This is a genomic window from Pseudoduganella guangdongensis (assembly GCF_009857475.1).
GTDB lineage: Bacteria > Pseudomonadota > Gammaproteobacteria > Burkholderiales > Burkholderiaceae_D > Rugamonas > Rugamonas guangdongensis.
In genome coordinates this window covers 52,780-71,834 of sequence record NZ_WWCJ01000024.1, presented here as the reverse complement: position 1 = coordinate 71,834, position 19,055 = coordinate 52,780, and the positions used below count along the sequence as shown (strand labels likewise).

The 19,055-nt window shown below is 63.3% G+C and carries 15 protein-coding genes; 8 read left to right on the top strand and 7 right to left on the bottom strand.

Features of this window, described 5'->3' with window-relative positions; translation table 11 throughout:
* Both lptG and lptF read right to left on the bottom strand, forming a co-directional pair.
* Positions 1-1,170 (bottom strand): LPS export ABC transporter permease LptG, encoded by a 1,170-nt coding sequence (gene lptG / locus GTP41_RS23615; RefSeq protein WP_161028041.1) that lies wholly within the window; start codon positions 1,168-1,170, stop codon positions 1-3.
* Positions 1,167-2,285: an LPS export ABC transporter permease LptF gene (gene lptF, locus GTP41_RS23610; protein ID WP_161028040.1), complete on the bottom strand. Its 1,119-nt coding sequence runs from the start codon at positions 2,283-2,285 to the stop codon at positions 1,167-1,169. Before lptF ends, lptG begins: the two co-directional genes overlap by 4 nt.
* A 42-nt stretch (positions 2,286-2,327) precedes the next feature.
* Between lptF and GTP41_RS23605 the strand changes: the two genes are divergently transcribed.
* Positions 2,328-3,821, top strand: coding sequence for a leucyl aminopeptidase (locus GTP41_RS23605; RefSeq protein WP_161028039.1), 1,494 nt, complete (start codon positions 2,328-2,330; stop codon positions 3,819-3,821).
* Between the two features lie 45 nt (positions 3,822-3,866).
* Entirely contained in the window at positions 3,867-4,490 is a 624-nt protein-coding gene (locus GTP41_RS23600; protein WP_161028038.1) for an NUDIX hydrolase, read from the top strand.
* 89 nt (positions 4,491-4,579) lie between these two features.
* Here GTP41_RS23600 and GTP41_RS23595 read toward each other — a convergent pair whose 3' ends face one another.
* The gene (locus GTP41_RS23595) at positions 4,580-4,984 is read right to left on the bottom strand and encodes a hypothetical protein (RefSeq protein WP_229503035.1); all 405 of its coding nucleotides are present in this window, start codon (positions 4,982-4,984) and stop codon (positions 4,580-4,582) included.
* 61 nt (positions 4,985-5,045) lie between these two features.
* Positions 5,046-5,402: a phiTE_015 family protein gene (locus tag GTP41_RS23590; RefSeq protein WP_161028036.1), complete on the bottom strand. Its 357-nt coding sequence runs from the start codon at positions 5,400-5,402 to the stop codon at positions 5,046-5,048.
* A gap of 360 nt (positions 5,403-5,762) precedes the next feature.
* Here GTP41_RS23590 and xth point away from each other — a divergent pair, with 360 nt between their 5' ends.
* A complete protein-coding gene (gene xth / locus GTP41_RS23585; protein ID WP_161028035.1) occupies positions 5,763-6,524 on the top strand; it encodes an exodeoxyribonuclease III in 762 nt (253 codons plus the stop codon).
* Between the two features lie 29 nt (positions 6,525-6,553).
* Here xth and GTP41_RS27860 read toward each other — a convergent pair whose 3' ends face one another.
* A complete protein-coding gene (locus tag GTP41_RS27860) occupies positions 6,554-9,871 on the bottom strand; it encodes a bifunctional diguanylate cyclase/phosphodiesterase (protein ID WP_161028034.1) in 3,318 nt (1,105 codons plus the stop codon).
* Between the two features lie 276 nt (positions 9,872-10,147).
* Between GTP41_RS27860 and GTP41_RS23575 the strand changes: the two genes are divergently transcribed.
* From GTP41_RS23575 to GTP41_RS23555, 5 genes are read left to right on the top strand one after another with little or no spacing between them, the layout of a single operon-like run.
* Positions 10,148-12,412 carry a type VI secretion system Vgr family protein gene (locus GTP41_RS23575; protein ID WP_161028033.1) on the top strand — a complete coding sequence of 755 codons (2,265 nt, stop codon included), beginning with the start codon at positions 10,148-10,150 and terminating at the stop codon, positions 12,410-12,412.
* 12 nt (positions 12,413-12,424) lie between these two features.
* Positions 12,425-13,255, top strand: a complete 831-nt coding sequence (locus GTP41_RS23570) for a DcrB-related protein (protein WP_161028032.1) — start codon at positions 12,425-12,427, stop codon at positions 13,253-13,255.
* 2 nt (positions 13,256-13,257) lie between these two features.
* Positions 13,258-14,505, top strand: a complete 1,248-nt coding sequence (locus GTP41_RS23565) for a PAAR domain-containing protein (protein ID WP_503826759.1) — start codon at positions 13,258-13,260, stop codon at positions 14,503-14,505.
* 22 nt (positions 14,506-14,527) lie between these two features.
* Complete coding sequence (locus GTP41_RS23560) at positions 14,528-14,932, top strand: hypothetical protein (RefSeq protein WP_161028030.1); 405 nt, start codon at positions 14,528-14,530, stop codon at positions 14,930-14,932.
* Positions 14,929-15,237 (top strand): hypothetical protein, encoded by a 309-nt coding sequence (locus GTP41_RS23555; RefSeq protein WP_202419860.1) that lies wholly within the window; start codon positions 14,929-14,931, stop codon positions 15,235-15,237. The genes GTP41_RS23560 and GTP41_RS23555 overlap by 4 nt, the downstream gene beginning before the upstream one ends.
* A gap of 35 nt (positions 15,238-15,272) precedes the next feature.
* Here GTP41_RS23555 and prpF read toward each other — a convergent pair whose 3' ends face one another.
* Together prpF and acnD are read right to left on the bottom strand one after the other, a co-directional pair.
* Positions 15,273-16,457 carry a 2-methylaconitate cis-trans isomerase PrpF gene (gene prpF, locus GTP41_RS23550; RefSeq protein WP_161028029.1) on the bottom strand — a complete coding sequence of 395 codons (1,185 nt, stop codon included), beginning with the start codon at positions 16,455-16,457 and terminating at the stop codon, positions 15,273-15,275.
* The gene (gene acnD, locus GTP41_RS23545) at positions 16,457-19,054 is read right to left on the bottom strand and encodes a Fe/S-dependent 2-methylisocitrate dehydratase AcnD (protein WP_161028028.1); all 2,598 of its coding nucleotides are present in this window, start codon (positions 19,052-19,054) and stop codon (positions 16,457-16,459) included. The genes prpF and acnD overlap by 1 nt, the downstream gene beginning before the upstream one ends.
* Position 19,055 lies beyond the last annotated feature (1 nt).

Here is a 19,055-nt window from a genome sequence, read left to right as displayed (position 1 = left end):
CTAATGCCTCTCCACCCAGTACAAGGCCCCTAGCGCCAGCATCAAATACAGCAAGCTGGGCATCAAGGCGGTCAGGAACGCCGGCAAGGCCGACAGCACACCGATATGCGAGAACAGCGTATTCACCAGCAGGAAGCTGACGCCGATCATGATGCCGATGAAAATTTTAAGGCTCACACCGCCGGCGCGCGTATGCAGGTAGGCGAACGGCAGCGCTAGCGCCATCAGCACCAAAATCGCCATCGGGTCGAACAGTTTTTTCCAGAACGCGATCTTGAAGCGTTCCGTCTCCTGCTTATTCTCCTGCAAGTGGCGGGTATACACCGCCAGCTCGATGGCCGACATACGCTCCGGATCCGAGCGCGACACCGACAGGATGCGCGGCGTGATCTCGGAAATCAGCTCCTTGCTGGCATACTGTTTGATCTCCACCGCGCCGGTCTCCTGCCCGAAATTATTGGCCAGGGTCGCTTCCGCGCCCTCCACCGCCAGCGCCGGGTTGCTGAAGATATTCTCGGTCACATCGCTCAGGATCCAGGTGTTCTTGCCGCTGAAGACGGCCGACTTGGCATAGGTCAAGGTACGCAGGCGGAAACGGATGTCGAAGTCGTACAGCTTGACGTCGGCCAGCTTGCCGTCCGAACGCACCTCGCGCACATTGAAGAAGCGTGTGCCCAGCACTTCGCCGGTCATGCCCTCGCTCTTGATGATGTCCTTGGTCCACATGCCCGACTTGAACTCGGAGGACACCGTGGCGCCGCGTCCCATCAGCCGCAGCTTCTCGGCCAGCGGCGCCAGGCGCGGGGTAATCAGCTCGCCGAAGATAAAGGCCAGGACAACCAGCACCAGGCCGACCTTGCCGACCATGCCCGCCGCCATGCGCGTCGACATGGACGAAGCGCGCATGATGGTGAATTCAGAAGTCGAGGCGAACTGCGCCATCGTGTAAATGGTGCCGATCAGCGCCGCCACCGGCAGCACCTCGTTCACGTGCTGCGGCATCATGGCCAGCATGTACAGCGCTGCGTGCTCCATGCCGTAGCCGTTCTTGCCCACCACCGGCAGCTCGCCGGTCAGGTCGAAGAAAGCCTGCAGGCCAAGCAGCGCCGCCAGCGCGAACGCCACCGCCTGCAGGATCGAGACGAAGAAATATCGCTGGAGAATCCTCATTTCTTGGCGCCCCCGCGTTTGAATGCCGCCCACAAGGCGCGCGGATGGTAGCGGTGGTTCACGTTCAGGCGCCAGGCGAACAGCGCCAGCACCGTCAGCGCCATGCCGAGGTGCAGCGGCCACCAGGCCATGCCGAAGTTGAACTTGCCGCGCCGGATGCCGGATTCGATCACATTAATCAGGTTGTTATAGGTGAAGAAGATCAGCACCGCGATAATCAGGTTGGTCGCGCTGCCGGCGCGCGGATTGACGAAGCCAAGCGGGATCGCCAGCAGCACCAGCCCCATGCAGGCCAGCGGCATCGACATGCGCCACATCAGCTCCCCCTTGGCCGAGTCGCTGCCGGCGGCCAGCAACTCGCTGGTCGGCAGGCTCTTGGCCTCCTTCTGCCCGCCCACTTCCGTGGTCTGCTGCGACACGCGCATGCTGTAGCGCTCAAACTCCATGCTCTGGAAATCGGCGTCGCCCGGCTTGCCCTGGTAGCGGCGGCCGTTTTTCAGCACCAGGTGGCGGTCGCCCGAAGGCAGGGTTTCGATCACGCCCTCGCTGGCCACCACCACGGACGTGCCCTTGGCATCGATCTGGTTGACGAAGACATTGCGCACCACCGCACTGCTGCCGGAAACGCCTTCCACAAAGAAGATGCGGTTGGCGGAGGACGATTCCTTGAACTGGCCCGGCGACACCTTTTGCAGGTCTTCGCGCTTGGTAAAGCGCTCCACATACTCGCCGGTCTTGGAACGCGCCCACGGCGTGGCATAAAAACTGAGCACGCCGGTCAGCACGATCAGGGGCAAGGCGAACATCAGCACCGGCTTGATGAAGCGCGTCAGGCTGACGCCAGAGGCGAACCACACCACCATCTCCGAATCCTTGTAGATGCGGGTCACCACCATCAGGACTGAAATAAAACTGGTGAAAATCAGGACAATTGGCAGATAATTCAGGGCTGCGAACGCAATAAGCGCAATGACATCGCTGGACGCGACCTTGCCCCCTGCGGCTTTACCGAGGATCGAAATCAGGGTCCACGTCAGGAGGATCGAGAACAGTACCGTAAAGGAGGCCCCGGCAGAGCTGACCAGCTCACGGCGGAGGGCGCGATGGAAAATCATTCGACGTTTATAATTCGTTCTACAAAATTAAGGAGAAACCAAATGGACTTTAGCATAAAAGCATTCGACGCCAAGAACACCATTGCCAGCGCCAAAAGCGGCTGCGTCGTGGTCGGCGTCTTCGAAAACAAGAAACTCTCGAAAGCGGCTAAAGCCCTCGACAGCGCCGGTGAAATCACCGCCGCGCTGAAGTCCGGCGACATCACCGGCAAAGCCGGCACCACCCTGCTGCTGCGCGGCCTGAAAGGCGCCACCGCTGAACGCGTGCTGCTGGTGGGTCTGGGCAGCGACGAAGCGATTGCTGAAAAAGCCATCAGCTCCGCCATCAATGCCGCCATCAAGGCACTGGGCACCGTCGCCTCGACGGACGCTATTATCGCATTGCCGCTGGACGAAGTGAAAGGCCGCGAGGTTGACTGGGCCATCCGCGCCGCCGTTCTGGCAGGCCGCGACGCCGTGTACCGCACCGATTCCCAGAAGTCCAAGAAGGACCCGGCATGGACCGGTCCGAAGAAGATCGCCCTGGCCGTGGCCAACAACGCCGCCACCAAGCTGGCGCTGTCGCAGGCGGTCGCCATCGCCAACGGCATGGAGCTGACCAAGGACCTGGGCAACCTGTCCGCCAACGTCTGCACCCCGACCTACCTGGCCAACGTCGCCAAGAAGCTGGGCAAGGACTTCGGCTTTGACGTCGAAATCCTGGACCGCAAGCAGATGGAAGCCCTGAAAATGGGTTCCTTCCTGTCCGTCACCAACGGCTCCGAGCAGGCGCCCAAGTTCATCGTCCTGAAGCACAAAGGCGGCAAGACCAAGGACGCACCGACCGTCCTGGTGGGCAAAGGCATCACCTTCGACACCGGCGGCATCTCGATCAAGGCCGGTCCTGGCATGGACGAGATGAAATACGATATGTGCGGCGCCGGCTCCGTGTTGGGCACCTTCCGCGCCATCGGCGAAATGGGCCTGAAATCCAACGTGATCGGCATCGTCGCCGCTTGCGAAAACATGCCTTCCGGCCGCGCCACCAAGCCGGGCGACATCGTCACCTCGATGAACGGCCTGACCATCGAGATCCTGAACACCGACGCCGAAGGCCGCCTGATCCTGTGCGACGCGCTGACCTACGCCGAGCGATTCAACCCGGCCGCCGTGATCGACGTGGCGACCCTGACCGGCGCCTGCATCGTCGCCCTGGGCCATCACAACAGCGGCGTCTTCGCGCGTGACGACGACGCGGGCAACGCGCTGGCCGACTCCCTGCTGGCCGCCGGCAAAGCCACCGGCGACACCGCATGGCGCCTGCCGATCGGCGAGCAGTACAACGAGCAGCTGAAGTCCAACTTCGCTGACCTGGCCAATATCGGCTCCCCGGGCGGCGCATCCTGCACCGCTGCCGCCTTCCTGGAAAACTTCACCCGCAAGTATCCATGGGCGCACGTCGATATCGCCGGCACCGCCTGGCGTTCGGGCGGCGCGAAAGGCGCCACCGGCCGTCCGGTACCGCTGCTGGCCAACTTCCTGATCAGCCGCGCTTAATCAAGGCGAACAAAGGGCGGGAGCAATCCCGCCCTTTTTGCTTTCATGACCTGCTACCACCCCTACCCCGACGACAAGGGCCGCCCCGTTGTCATCCGCACTCCGTCCCTCCCCACACCGCTTGAGCACTGGCGGCAAGCCGGTCAAAGCGCCACCGTCCTGCCCCAGGGCGACATGCCGCCCGCACTGGCCGGCATAGCCTTCACCCCCTGGCGCGACGTGCCCGCCGACGATCAAGCCTGGGCCATGGTGCCGGGCCAGGCTGCCATTGAGGAGCAGCCCTTCATCCTCCCGCCCGGTAAAGCCGCCGCCGCCGGCGTAGTGATCGAAGAAGATGATGGCCGCATCTGGCTGGTGGCGCCGTCCAACCAGTTCGGCGGCTACCAGGCCACCTTCCCCAAGGGCCGCGTGGAAGCGGGCTTCAGCCTGCAGGCCAGTGCGATCCGCGAAGCGTTTGAAGAATCCGGACTGCAGGTCGTCATCACCGGCTTCCTGGCCGACTCCTCGCGCAGCCAGACCTTCACCCGCTATTACCGCGCACGCCGCGTCGGCGGCACGCCGTCGGCCATGGGCTGGGAAACGCAGGCCGTGCACCTGGTGCCACGCGCGCAGCTCGCCGCATTCGCCACCCACGCCAACGACCAGCCGCTCATCGCCTTGCTCGCATAAGCGCTGGCCGCATTGTCCTGCGAAATATCGGGGGAATGGAAACGCACGGAAGCCAGCCTGGCGCAGTAACTGCAGCAGGCCGGCGGTGCTTAATAGATCGTGGTAGGTTGCGGCTGCTGGGCGGGCGCCCCGCGTGCCGCCGCGCCATCGCCGCGCTGCAAGACCACGGTCAGCGTCGACGGCAGGTCAAAGCCGGCGCCCGTCTGCTTGTCGACGATCTGGCCGGCGCCAAGGGTGAAGATGATATTGCCCCAGCGAGAAGCATTCTGGCGCGCTTCGATTTGGTCGAAGGCCCAGACATCCTCGCGGCGACAGTCCACCACGAGCGGCTGGGTGCTTTTCTGCACGGTCACGCGCCCGGGAGAAGTGACGAACCAGCGCCCCTTGTCGTTCGACAGCACACAGCCGATGCCAGACACCTGCTGGTGGTCCAGCACGGTCTGCACCAAAACGGTCTGCTCGGTCGAATCGAACAAGGTCGCGCAACCAGCCAACGCCGCTGCAAGGAATGCAGCGGACGCCACTCGGCTCAGCCTGGATGGCATGCAGGCAGACTCATTCGCCCGATTGGGCTTTTTTCTGCTTGAGGCCCTGGATGACATTCAGGATGTCATCCATGCCATTGCCGCCCCCAATGCCCTGGAACGCGTCGAGGACTTCGTTCAGAACCTGGTTACGCACTTCGGCGTCGGCTGTTGCCATGGCGGTTGGTCGCTGTGCCACGGCGGCGCGCGCCGCAGTCGCTTCCTTGGCCGACTTGCGGCCCGCTGGCGACTTGCCATGTTCCAGCGCCGCTTGCCAGATCAGCCAACGGCGTTGCGTTTCATAAACCAGATACTCGTCTGGCTTGTCTTCGCGCCGGCGGACGATTTGGCCGTCCTTCTGCGCCCATGCTTCGAATGCAGATCGCATGTTATTCCTTTAGTTTGCAGTGCCTGTTAAATCGGAATTAGTTTCCCTATATTACCACTTATTGACACAGGACAACATTCTGTCCGTTGTAAATAAGCAAAATACCCAGCTTCGCGGAAACAACTTCGATACCAACCTTTTGTGTCTACTTACGTTTACGGTTGTTGATAGCGTAATTTTAGTACCAATCTGATAACTATGAAGCACTATTGGAAATTATTTTTGCGGCGCACCCTTTTTGCTACAAGTTTACGCAATTTTGATGACACCGCAGAATCATTCCATGACTCAAAAACGACAGCTTCACAGACCGTAGCAAGTATTGTTAAGATCAGCGCCCACGCAACTTGAAAGATCGTTATGAAATTGGCCACCTGGAATGTTAACTCATTGAACGTTCGCTTGCCGCACGTTATGAAATGGCTTGGTGAAAACCCGGTGGATGTGCTGTGCATCCAGGAAACCAAGCTGACCGACGACAAATTCCCGGTCCGTGAAATCGAGGAAATGGGCTACCAGGTGGCGTTCAGCGGCCAGAAGACCTATAACGGCGTGGCCATCCTGTCGCGCCACCCGATGGAAGACGTGGTCAAGAACAATCCCAGGTACCCGGACGAACAGCAGCGCGTGCTGGCAGCGACCATCAACGGCATGCGCATCGTCAACGCCTACGTGCCGAACGGCCAGGCGCTCGACTCCGACAAATATGTCTACAAGCTGGGCTGGCTGGCCGCCTTCCGCGACTGGCTGGGCGAAGAGCTGGCGCGCAACCCGCACCTGGCCGTGCTGGGCGACTACAACATCGTGCCGCACGTGCGCGACACCCACGACCCGGCCATGGAAGGCGACATCTTCTGCTCCGACAAGGAACGCGCCGCGCTGCAGGCGGTGATCGACCTTGGCCTGCATGACTCCTTCCGCCTGTTCGAACAACCGGAAAAATCCTTCTCCTGGTGGGACTACCGCATGCTGGGCTTCCAGAAGAACAAAGGCCTGCGCATTGACCACGTGCTGCTATCGGCCCCGCTCAAGGAGCGCTGCGTCTCCTGCGTGATCGACCGCGCCCCGCGCAAATGGCAGCAACCGTCCGACCACGCACCAGTGATCGCCACCCTCGGCTAAGAAAAAATGGGGACGTACCCCATTTTCCGCTAGGCGGAAAAATGGGGTACGTCCCCATTTTTACGCTCCATCATGAGCTGGGCGCGCACGCCGAGCACCGGTTTCGAGAACAGGTAGCCCTGGGCGTAGGTGCAGCCTTGCTGGCGCAACAGTTCATACTGCCCTTCCGTCTCCACCCCTTCCGCCACCACGCATAGCTGCAGGCTGTCCGACAGGGCGATGATGGCGGCAACGATGGCGCGGTCTTCCGCGCTTTCTTCCAGGTCTTTGATGAAGGCGCGGTCGATCTTGATCTTGCGCACCGGGAAGCGCTTCAGGTAGGCCAGCGAGGAGTAGCCGGTGCCGAAGTCGTCGATCGACAGGCGGATGCCCATGGCATTGATCTGGCCGAGGATTTCCAGGGTCTGTTCGCCGTGCTGCATCAGCGCGGTTTCCGTGATTTCAAATTCGATCAGGGCCGGGTCGATGCCGGTGTCGTCCAGCGTGCGGCGGATCGAGTCGACCAGGCCGCGGTGCATGAACTGGCGCGCCGACAGGTTGATCGCCAGCGGCACCGGCGCCATGCCCTGGCGCTGCCATTCCATGCTTTGCTCGCAGGCGCGGCGCAGCACCCATTCGCCAATCGGGACGATCAGGCCGTTCTCTTCGATCAGGGGGATGAACTGGTCCGGCATCACCAGCCCGCTCGACGGGCGGCGCCAGCGCAGCAGCACTTCCAGCGTGGCCAGGCGGCGCGTGGCGATATCCATGATCGGCTGGTAGTGCAGCTCGAACTGGCCCAGCTGCAGCGCCGAGCGCAGGCTGCTCTCCATTTCGAAATGCAGGGCCGCCGCCGTGTTCATCTCTTCGTTGAAATACTGGTAGTTGTTGCGGCCGGACGCTTTGGCGTGGTACATGGCCGCGTCGGCATTGCGCATCAGCGACGCGACGTCATTGCCGTCGTCCGGATAAGTGCAAATGCCGATCGACGGCGTGATGTGCAGCAGCCGTCCTTCCAGCGGGATCGGTTCGGACAGCGTGTCGATAATCTTTTGCGCGACGTGGCTCGATTCTTCCGTGTTGCGGATGCCTGGCAGCAGCACCACGAACTCGTCGCCGCCCAGGCGGGCCACGGTGTCGCTGGCGCGCACGGCGGCCACCAGGCGCTCGCCCACCTCCTTCAACAGCGCGTCGCCGGTCATGTGCCCAAGCGAATCGTTGATGGTCTTGAAGCGGTCCAGGTCCAGGAACATGACGGCCAGGCGGCGCTCCGAACGCTGCGCGGCCAGCATGGCGCGGTCCAGGCGGTCGGCCAGCAGCGCGCGGTTGGGCAGGCCGGTCAGGCTGTCATGGTAGGCCATGTGGTGCACGCGCGCTTCGGCCTGGCGCCGCTCGACGATCTCGGCCTGCAGCTGGGCATTGGCGCCGGCCAGTTCGGCGGTGCGTTCCAGCACCCGCACTTCCAACTCATCGCGCGCGCGGCGCACCGCCTCGGCGGCCTCGCGGCGCGAGGTCACGTCGTCGATCAGCCAGACCGAGCGCCCTTTCGGGTCGGCCATGTCGAAGGGGCGGCCGGACAGGCGCGCCCAGAAGCTGCTGCCGTCCTTGCGCACCAGCTGGTATTCGTAGGAGCTGGCGTGGCCGGCCAGGAAATCCTTCTCCGTGGCCTTGCGCGCCGCGTCCCAGACCGCCAGGGTTGGATAGAAGCTCTGCACGCTGACGCCGGTCATCTCGCCGGGCGCATAACCAAACAGTTCTTCCATCTTGGCGTTGCAACGCAGGTTGCGCCCCTGCTCGCATACGGAAATGCCCATCACCGCACTGTCCAGGATGGCCTGGTTTTCCAGCAGCGCGTTGCGCAGCGACTCTTCGTCGTGCTTTTGCGCGGTGCGGTCTTCAATGATCCAGATCGTGCCCTGGGTCGGGTCTTCCGGGTTCACCACATAGCCGATCAGCTGCGCCCAGAAGTCGCTGCCGTCCTTGCGCCGCATCAGCGTTTCGCAATGGAAGTGCTTGCCCTGGCTCAGGAGCGGTCCGGCGATGGCGCCAACGCGGGCATAGGTTTCGTCGTCCGGATAGATGGTGCGGCCGGGCATGCCCAGCGCTTCCTCGCCCTGGTAGCCGAACATGTCGGCAAAGCCGCGGTTGTAGCGCGTGATCACGCGGTTCTTGGTGAACAGCATGGTGATCGAGGCGTTGGTCATGATCGCCTCGACCTCCATCTGCACCTGGCGCGACACCGTCACGTCCTCCAGGATCCAGATGGTGCCGCCCTGGTTATGCGCCTCGTCCACCGCCTTGGCGCGCACGCGGCACCAGATCACGCTGCCGTCCTTGCGCACCAGCTGGGCTTCGCGCACCTCGAACAATTCGCCGGCGGCCAGGCGCGGGCCGGCTTGCAGTCCGAATGCGGCATGCAGCTCCGGACGTTCGAACAGCAGGGACGCCTGGCGCCCGCGCATTTCCTCCTGGGTATAGCCGAACATCTCGGCCATGCGCGGATTGACGGTCAGGATTTCAGAATTCTTGGTGAACAGGATGCCGACCGAGGCGTTGTCCAGGATCGCCTTCTGCTCCAGCAGCAGGCGGCCCATGGCCTCGGTGGCCATGCGCTGCTCATTGGTGTCTTCCAGGATAAAGACCACGCCCTCGCGCGGGTCGGCCGGGTCGAGCGCGCGGCCATTGGTGCGGCACCAGAACAGCGAACCGTCGCGCCGGCGCAGCTGCAATTCCACGGTGATGGACTGGCCTTGCTCCAGCAGCGGGTAGTATTCGTCGCGGATGCGTTCCGCCTCTTCCAGCGTCGGGTACAGCACGGCGCTCGGCGCGGTCTCCAGCTCGTGCCGCGCGTAGCCGAACATTTCAGCGGCGCGCATATTGCATTCGACGATGTGACCGCCCTTGGCGAGGATGATGCCGACTGCGGCATTTTCCAGGATGGCCTGCTGTTCCAGCATGGCCTTGCGCAGCGCGCGCTGGTCGCGCTGGGCGCTGCTGATGTCGTTGAAGATGATGGTGGCGCCGCCTTCCAGCCCGCCCGGCAGCGCCTTCAGGGTCAATTGCACGGCCACATAATTGCCGCTGGCGTTGGTCAGCACGCTGTCCCATTTGGGAGCGGTGCGCGGTGCCATATGCGGCAGCGCAGCGGAATCGACCAGGGCCGCATGCAACTGGGCGCTGGCTTCGGCGCGCACGTGGCGCGCAAACACTTCCAGCACATTGCGCCCGCGCGGGTCGGCCTGGAGCAAAGCCTCGAATTCCTCATTCGAGGCGAATACCACGCCGTCGGCATCGCACGCGCAAGCGGGCATCCCGATCAGTTGCAAAGCGCTTGCCACCACTTCTACAGTACTCGAGACAGAATTCATGTACGCCGGGTTCACGAGGTATCCGGACGATCATAGCGTACAAAACTGTCCAATCAAAGCAAAGCCAGTGACGCAGGGCCTTGTTACAACAAAAACATGGGGTTTTTCCGCAGCGCAGCACTGGCCGCCATTGCTCGCCCAACCGTGCGTTGAACTTGCGCGCAGTTTGCTATCGTCCGCAAGTTTGCTTATTTAGCAAGTACTTGCATATCGATAGGAGTTGCCCAAATGTCGTTTGGCCCATTAGATGGCAGGACAGCACTGGCGCCACCGCCCATGCGCAATGCTGGCGCCGTACCAGTGCTGGCCGGCAGGCTGGCCGAAGCCGCCTTACCCGCGGCGGCCGCGGCGCTTGCCGTCAAAACCGAGCTGCCGCGCGAGGCGACGCAAGTTGCCGCCACAGCGCTGCAGCTTGAAGAGCACCCGCTGGCCGGCCTGGCCATCCAGGACTTCATGTCGCCCGCGCCGCAGTTCGCGCCGGCGCAACCGCACTTGGCGGCCCTGCAGCAGGCCGCAGGAAGCGCGCCCTTTGCCGCTTTCCACGAAGGCAGCCGGCTGCTGCGTTTCTACGCGCCGCTGGACGGCGAGAAGACCTTGCTGGTCGAATCGCTGACCGGCGAAGCGGCGTTATCGGCGCCCTACCGTTTCACCCTGCGCCTGCTTGCCAAGAGCGCCAGCATCGACCTGCAAGACCTGCTGGGAAAGAATGTCAGCGTCGGGGTGCGCCAGGCGGACGGCAGCGAACACTACGTCAATGGCTACGTCAACGTTTTCGGCTTCACGCATTCGGATGGCGGCTTTGCCTTCTACCATGCCGAGATCGTGCCCTGGCTGGCCTTCCTGCAGCGCCGCATCAACTCGCGCATCTTCCAGGACGCCAGCGTGCTCGATGTGCTGGAGCAAATCTTCCGCGGCGACTACGGCAGCCTGGCGGCCTACGAGTTCAGGACCGCGCGCCACTACCAGTCGCAGAACTACATCGTGCAGTACGACGAAACGGACGAACACTTCGTCAGCCGCCTGATGGAGAAACACGGCCTGTTCTACTACTTCGAGCACAGCGCAGCAGGCCATGTAATGGTGATCAGCGACGATTCGCGCAACAGCAGCTTTTGCCCGCCGCAGGCGACCCATGCCGAGGTGGAGTTCAACGGCGGCAACCGCTGGCGCGCGTGCGACGCCGTCACCGCCCTCAGCGCGCGGCGCGTGCTGCAGCCGACCAAGGTGGCGCTCAACACCTTCGACTTCAAGTCGCCCAATACCGTGCAGTACGTGGAGCTGCCAACCGCAGTGCGCCAGGGCGATGTGCCAACGCTGGAAGTTTACGACGGCAATCCCGCCTTCTCTTATAAGGACCGCGACAGCGGCGAACGCGAGGCCCAGCAGCGGATGGAAGCGCTGGAGTGGCAGGCCAAGGTGTTTGCCGGCGAGTCCGACTGCCGCGGCCTGGTGCCGGGCCATAGCTTCAAACTGCTCGGCCATCACTGGTTCGATGTGACGGACGAAAAAGATAACGACTTCCTTGTGATCGGGGTGCGGCTTGACTGCCGCAACAATTACTTCGCCAGCGGGCAGGAGGATGTCTACCGCAACAGCTTCAGCGCTATCCGCCGCAAAATCCCTTACCGCCCGGTGCGCGCGCACCAGCCGCCACGCATGCCCGGCCCGCAGACCGCCACCGTCGTCGGGCCCAAGGGACAGGAAATCCACACCGACCAATACGGGCGCATCAAGGTGCAGTTCCACTGGGACCGCTACGGCCGCCGCGATGAATCGAGTTCCTGCTGGATTCGCGTCTCGCAGCCTTGGGCGGGCAAGGGCTGGGGCACCGTTTCCATCCCGCGCGTCGGCCAGGAAGTGCTGATCGATTACCTGGAGGGCGACCCGGATCGCCCGGTCTGCACCGGCCGCCTGTTCAACGCCGACCAGCCGGCGCCTTACGCCTTGCCCGAAGGCGCCCACATGATGGGCTTCAAGAGCCGCTCCACACCGGGCGGCGGCGGCTTTAGCGAAATGGTGATCCACGACGCCAAGGGCAAGGAGCTGATCAACATCCACGCGCAGAAGGACATGGTCACCACCGTGCAGAACGCCCAGGCCACCACCGTCAACGGTCCCCACCAAACCAATGCGGTGACCCAGGGCTACCAGCGCAATACGGTCAAGCAGCAGATCGAAATGGTGTCGGAAACGGCTTTCATCGACCTGCGCGCCAAGCAGCACATCGCGCTGACGGCGCAAACCGACCATATCGCCCTGACCGCCAACAAGCACGTCGAGCTGAAAGCGGAAACCGAGCATATCGCCGCCACCGCCAAGAAGCACGTCGCGCTCAAGGCGGAAACCGCGCACGCCGAGCTGGCTGCCAACAAGCACGTCGACATCAAATCGGACACCCAGCATATCCACCTGACTGCCAGCACCGACATTACCCTGCAAGTCGGCGCCAGCAAGATCGAGCTGCGCGCCGACGGCACCATCACCATCCAGGGCAAGCATGTCGACATCATCGGCAGCGACCGGATCGATTTGAACAAGTAGGAGTACGCAGCCATGCAATACCAGACCAACAGCGCCGCATTCGAGCTGCCGCCGCAGCTCAAAGACAAAACCATGCACATGTTTGTGCTGAACGAAAATGGCCCGAGTGAATTCAGCCTCGTGATCTCCCATGCCGATGTCCCGGCGGACGAAACGCTGGCGGACTTCGGCGACCGCCTGCTCAAGGAAATGGGCCGCGCCCTGCCCCGCTTCCAGCTGCGCGGCATGAAGGACAGCCAGGTCGGCGGCTCTCCCGCCATCGAACTGGCCTACAGCTGGCGCAAAGATGGCAACTTCATGCACCAGCGCCAGGCCGTGGTGCTGGTGCAAGGGGCGGAGCCGGGCAGCCGCCAGGCCATGCTGGTGGCTGCCACCTGCCTCAGTCCATTCAACGAAGAATGGAATGCGGCCTTCGACAACATCCTCGCCAGCATGACGTTGCGCCATCCGCTCGACGCCGCCGCCGCCGCCGCCAAGCGCAAGGCGCCGGTGGCGACCCAGCCCTACACCTTTGCGCTCTCCGCGCGCCGCCGCAGCTTGCATGTCTTTGCCAACCAAGGCGACGCCTGCCGCAGGACCGATGCGCGCGAAGTGGAGCTCGACACGTGGGCCTTCTTCGACGCCGCCGGCAACCGCCTGCAACCCTATTTCACCGCACCCAACTCCTATGATCCGGGCCTGCGCAACACCGGCATGTACCAGTTGGCCGCCGACCCCGATCCTGACGCCGGCAGCCTGCTCGACAACCTGCACCTGGCGGCCATCTACGACCCTCCCCTGGACGTGCCGGGCCTGCCGCACTTGGCGGCCGTGCGCAGCTTCCTCGAGCAGCAGGCCGGCTAGCCATGGCGCAGGCGGCAAGGCTAAATGACCCGATCGGGCATAGCCCGACCATGAGCTGGCTGCTGGGCGGCCTGCTGGCTGCCGCCGCGATCGCGGTGGCGGCGGTGGCCATCGTCGGCACTGGCGGCTTGGCGGCGGTGGCCATCGTCGGCGGCGCTGCGGCGGCGGGCGCCGGCCTGGGCGAGATGATGAGCACCATGAGCTGGGCGCCCAAGGAGGAAGTGGGCAAGATCACCGCCGCCGGCTCGGCCAATGTCTTCACCAACGGCTTGCGCGCCATCCGCGCCCACCTTGACACGGCGAAGTGCGACAAGCATACGGACACGGAAAAAGTGGCGACCGGCAGTGGAACGGTCTTCATCAACGGCATGCCGGCCGCCAGGGTGGATGACAAGACCACCTGCAGCGCTGTCATCACCAAGGGTTCCGCCAATGTGCATGTCGGCGGACCGACCGTGCAGACCGACGAGATCCATGCCGAAGACCTGGTGCCGACTTGGGTTCATGTCGCGCTCTTCGTCGTCGGGGCCGGTGCTGCGGTCGTACTTGCTGGTCCCGCTTTGGCCATCGGTGGCATCGTTGGTGGCGTTGCAGGAGGCTTGGGGGGCAGCCTGCTTGGCGCAGAGATCTTCGGCGAAGGATCAGATGGACAGAAGTGGTCGATGTTGGGTGGCAGTCTGCTGGGGGGATGGCTTGGGGGGAAGTACGTCGCCAACTGGAAGGTGGCTGGCGGCAAACCGCCAACAAACTTGGCAGCGGAGGGACTCAGCACGCCTAAACGGCCACCGATCCCGGGCGATCCGGATTTCATCGGACCTCTATCGAAAATCGATTCCAAGATCTTGTTCGGCGCATCCAAGCCAGGAACCAATAACATTATTGGTGGGCATTCTCCCGATGTACTGAACTCTCCCCACTACCAAATGAGTCACGATAAAACAGTCGTCAATCCCGACGGAACTATCTCGGTGAAAGACTTTAAAATGATGATTGTGCGCAAAGATGGAACGTGGGGCTGGTCTAAAGGAAAGTCACCTAACACACATACGATTGCACCGCCCAGCTGGACTAATGCCGACATTCTGCGGGCGGGACATACTACTGCTGCGGCACCAGGCACCCTGCTCGGTCAATCAAATGGAGTAACCAGACTGTTGCACACCAAGGTGATCGATGGCGTTGAGTGGCAGGTAATTACGGAGAATGGCGTCATCACGTCGTCTTTCCCGACCGGGGGTAACGGACTTTGAAAGAAGAGATAAAGGAAGAAAAATGACTACATCCACCTTCAACGAATTCGAACGCCTCCTCGGCAATCAAACTACGCCCTGGTTTGAATACCATCTCGAAATGGCAAGCGAAGTCCTCAGGGGGTTCGCTGCGGCCGATTGGCGCCACCTGGAGGAGCGGGCATTATCGCTGTCGGCCTGCGTACAGGAACGATGTGCCGAAGCGGTTGGCGATTTGGGCAGTGCGGAAGGGGTAGGAGTACTGACGGCGCTGCTTGATTCGCCCCACCTCGATGTGGCGGCCATTTCTGCAAGCCAACTGGACGATTTGGGGGTGGCCTTGCCCGCCTCATCAAGGGGCCGGTTGGAAGAGTTATCGGAACTGTTGACAGCACAACGGAGTACCCGCGCTTCTGACGTGCGCAGGCTGATCGCAACTTTGAAATGACTATCGCTGCGCTCGACTCTATCAATGCAATAAGCCAAGCTCAGCGCTGGCGCGGCGGTGCCGCGCACGCTGGACGCGCTAGAACAGAAGTTACAGTGAGCCTGTATTTACATATCCAACTACCCAAGAACCTGGTCTCAGAAGACATGGTCCGGCAAAAGAACATTCCCTGCCTTTGCAAAGTGGCCACCGACCTCGCCATGTTCAACACCACCTTTGGCTGGTGCCAGGTGCTGGAGAACGGTGAATACAGCCCGCCGGGGAAATTCCACGACGACGACGAGGATGACGACATCGGACGTTGAATAAAGCGCCCGGCCCGCAGGCCGGGCGCCCTGGCTTACTCGGCTGGCACGCGGACCCAGCCCTCCATCAAGACCCGCGCGCTGCGGCTCATGATAGCTTTCTTCACGCTCCATTCACCGTTTTCCCGTGTCGCCTGGGCGCCCACGCGCAGCGTGCCGGAAGGATGCCCGAAGCGCACCGATTCACGCTCGCCGCCACCGGCAGCCAGGTTGACCAGCGTGCCGGGAATCGCTGCTGCGGTGCCGATGGCAACGGCGGCGGTGCCCATCATGGCGTGGTGCAGCTTGCCCATCGAGAGCGCGCGCACCAGCAGGTCAATATCGCCGGCCCCCACCTGCTTGCCGCTGGAAGCGGCGTAGCTGGCCGGCGGCGCGACGAAGGCGACCTTCGGCGTGTGCTGGCGGGTGGCCGCTTCGCTCACGTCCTTGATCAGGCCCATACGCAGCGCGCCGTGGGCGCGGATGGTTTCGAACTTTGCCAGCGCGGCGGCGTCGCCGTTGATGGCTTCCTGCAGCTCGGTGCCGGTGTAGCCGATGGCGTCGGCATTGATGAAGATGGTCGGAATGCCGGCATTGATCATGGTCGCCTTGAGCGTGCCGACACCCGGCACTTCAAGCTCGTCCACCAGGTTCCCGGTCGGGAACATCGAGCCGCCAGCGCCCTCTTCTTCGGCCGCCGGGTCCATGAATTCCAGCTGCACTTCGGCGGCCGGGAAGGTAACCCCGTCCAGTTCAAAGTCGCCGGTTTCCTGCACCTCGCCGTTCGTCATCGGCACGTGGGCGATGATGGTCTTGCCGATATTGGCCTGCCAGATGCGCACCACCGCCATGCCGTCGTGCGGCACGCGGGCCGGCGGCACCAGGCCGCCGCTGATGGCGAAGGCGCCCACCGCCGCCGACAGATTGCCGCAGTTGCCGCTCCAGTCGACAAAAGCCTTGTCGATGCTGACCTGGCCGAACAGGTAGTCCACGTCGTGGTCGGAGCGGGTGGAGGCGGACAGGATCACCGTCTTGCTGGTGCTTGACGTCGCGCCGCCCATGCCGTCGATCTGCTTGCCGTACGGGTCGGGGCTGCCGATCACGCGCAGCAGCACGTCGTCGCGCGCCTTGCCCGGCACCTGGGCGGCCTGCGGCAAGTCCTGCAGCCGGAAGAACACGCCCTTGCTGGTGCCGCCACGCATATAGGTGGCGGGGATCTTAATTTGCGGTTTGTGTGCCATTACGCTGCCTTTGCCGATTCCAGGAAGTCCTGCGCGAAGCGCTGCAGCACACCGCCCGCTTCGTAGATCGACACGTCTTCCGACGAATCGAGGCGGCAGGTGACCGGCACTTCCACGCGTTCACCGTTCTTGCGGTGCACCACCAGGGTCAGGGTGGCGCGCGGCGCACGCTGGCCAATCACGTCGAAGGTCTCGGTGCCGTCCAGGCCCAGGGTCAGGCGGTTCACGCCTGGCTGGAACTCCAGCGGCAACACGCCCATGCCGACCAGGTTGGTGCGGTGGATGCGCTCGAAGCCTTCGGCCACAATCGCTTCCACCCCGGCCAGGCGCACGCCCTTGGCGGCCCAGTCGCGCGAGGAACCCTGGCCGTAGTCGGCGCCGGCGATCACGATCAGCGGCTGCTTGCGCTCCATGTAGGTTTCAATGGCTTCCCACATGCGGGTGACCTGGCCGTCGGGCTCCACGCGCGCCAGCGAGCCGGCCTTGATGCTGCCGTCGGCGTTGCGCACCATCTCGTTTTTCAGCGTCGGGTTGGCGAAGGTCGCGCGCTGCGCGGTCAGGTGGTCGCCGCGGTGGGTGGCGTAGGAGTTGAAGTCCTCTTCCGGCAGGCCCATTTTGTGCAGGTATTCGCCGGCGGCGGAGTCCATCATGATCGCGTTGGACGGCGACAGGTGGTCGGTGGTGATGTTGTCGCCCAGCAGCGCCAGCGGACGCATGCCTTTCAGCGTGCGCTCGCCCGCCAGCGCGCCTTCCCAGTACGGCGGACGGCGGATGTAGGTCGATTGTGGGCGCCAGTCGTACAGCGGGTCGGCGCGTTCGCCGGCGTCGGCGCTGCGCGCAAACATCGGGATGTACACCTTGCGGAACTGTTCCGGCTTGACGGAGGATTCGACGATGGCGTCGATCTCTTCGTCGCTCGGCCACAAGTCCTTCAGGGTGATTGCCTTGCCGGCGGCATCGTGGCCCAGTACATCCTTCTCGATATCGAAACGGATGGTGCCGGCGATGGCGTAGGCCACCACCAGCGGCGGCGAGGCCAGGAATGCTTGCTTGGCGTATGGGTGGATGCGGCCGTCGAAGTTGCGGTTGCCCGACAGGACGGCGGTGGCGTACAGGTCGCGCTCCACTACTTCCTTCTGGATCGCCGGGTCGAGCGCACCGGACATGCCGTTGCAGGAGGTGCAGGCATAAGCAACCACGCCAAAGCCCAGTTTTTCCAGCTCCGTCATCAGGCCTGCTTCTTCCAGGTACAGCGTGACCGCTTTCGAGCCTGGCGCCAGCGAGGATTTGACCCACGGCTTGCGCAGCAGGCCGACCTTGTTCGCGTTGCGCGCCAGCAGGCCGGCTGCGATCATATTGCGCGGGTTGTTGGTGTTGGTGCAGCTGGTGATGGCGGCGATGATCACGGCGCCGTCCGGCATCTTGCCCGGCTCGTTCTCCACCACGCCGGAAATGCCGCGCGCGGCCAGCTCGCTGGTCGGCACGCGCTTGTGCGGGTTGGACGGGCCGGCGATATTACGCACCACGCTCGACAGGTCGAACCTCAGCACGCGCTCGTATTCCACCTGGGCCAGGTCGTCCGACCACAGGCCGGTGCGCTTGGCGTACTGCTCGACCAGTTCCACCAGCGCGTCGTCGCGGCCGGTCAGCTTCAGGTATTTGATGGTTTGCGCGTCGATCGAGAACATCGCGGCGGTGGCGCCGAATTCCGGCGCCATATTCGAGATGGTGGCGCGGTCGCCCAGGGTCAGCGCGGCCGAACCGGCGCCGTAGAACTCCAGGTAGGCCGACACCACTTTTTCCTTGCGCAGGAATTCGGTCAGCGCCAGCACGATGTCGGTGGCGGTGATGCCGGGCTGCGGCTTGCCGGTCAGCTCAACGCCGATGATGTCGGGCAGGCGCATCCAGGAAGCGCGGCCCAGCATCACGGTTTCCGCTTCCAGGCCGCCCACGCCAATCGCGATCACGCCCAGCGCATCGACCATCGGGGTGTGCGAGTCGGTGCCGACCAGGGTGTCCGGGTAGGCCACGCCGTCGGTGACCTGGATCACCGGCGACATGCGCTCCAGGTTGATCTGGTGCAGGATGCCGTTACCCGGCGGGATCACGTCGACGTTCTGGAAGGCTTTCTTGGTCCAGTTGATAAAGTCGAAGCGGTCTTCGTTACGGCGGTCTTCAATGGCGCGGTTCTTGTTGAACGCGTCCGGATCGAAACCGCCGCATTCCACGGCCAGCGAGTGGTCCACCACCAGCTGGGTTGGCACCACCGGGTTGACCAGGGCTGGATCGCCGCCCTGCTCCGCGATGGCGTCGCGCAGGCCGGCCAGGTCCACCAGGGCGGTCTGGCCCAGGATGTCGTGGCACACCACGCGCGCCGGGAACCATGGGAAGTCCAGGTCGCGCTTGCGCTCGATCAGTTGCTGCAGCGAGGCGGTCAAATTGGCTGGATCGCAGCGGCGCACCAGATTTTCCGCCAGCACGCGCGAGGTGTACGGCAGCTTGGCGTAGGCGCCTGGCTTGATCGCGTCGACCGCTTCGCGCGCGTCGAAGTAATCCAGCTTGGTGCCTGGGAGTTGTTTGCGATATTGGCTGTTCATG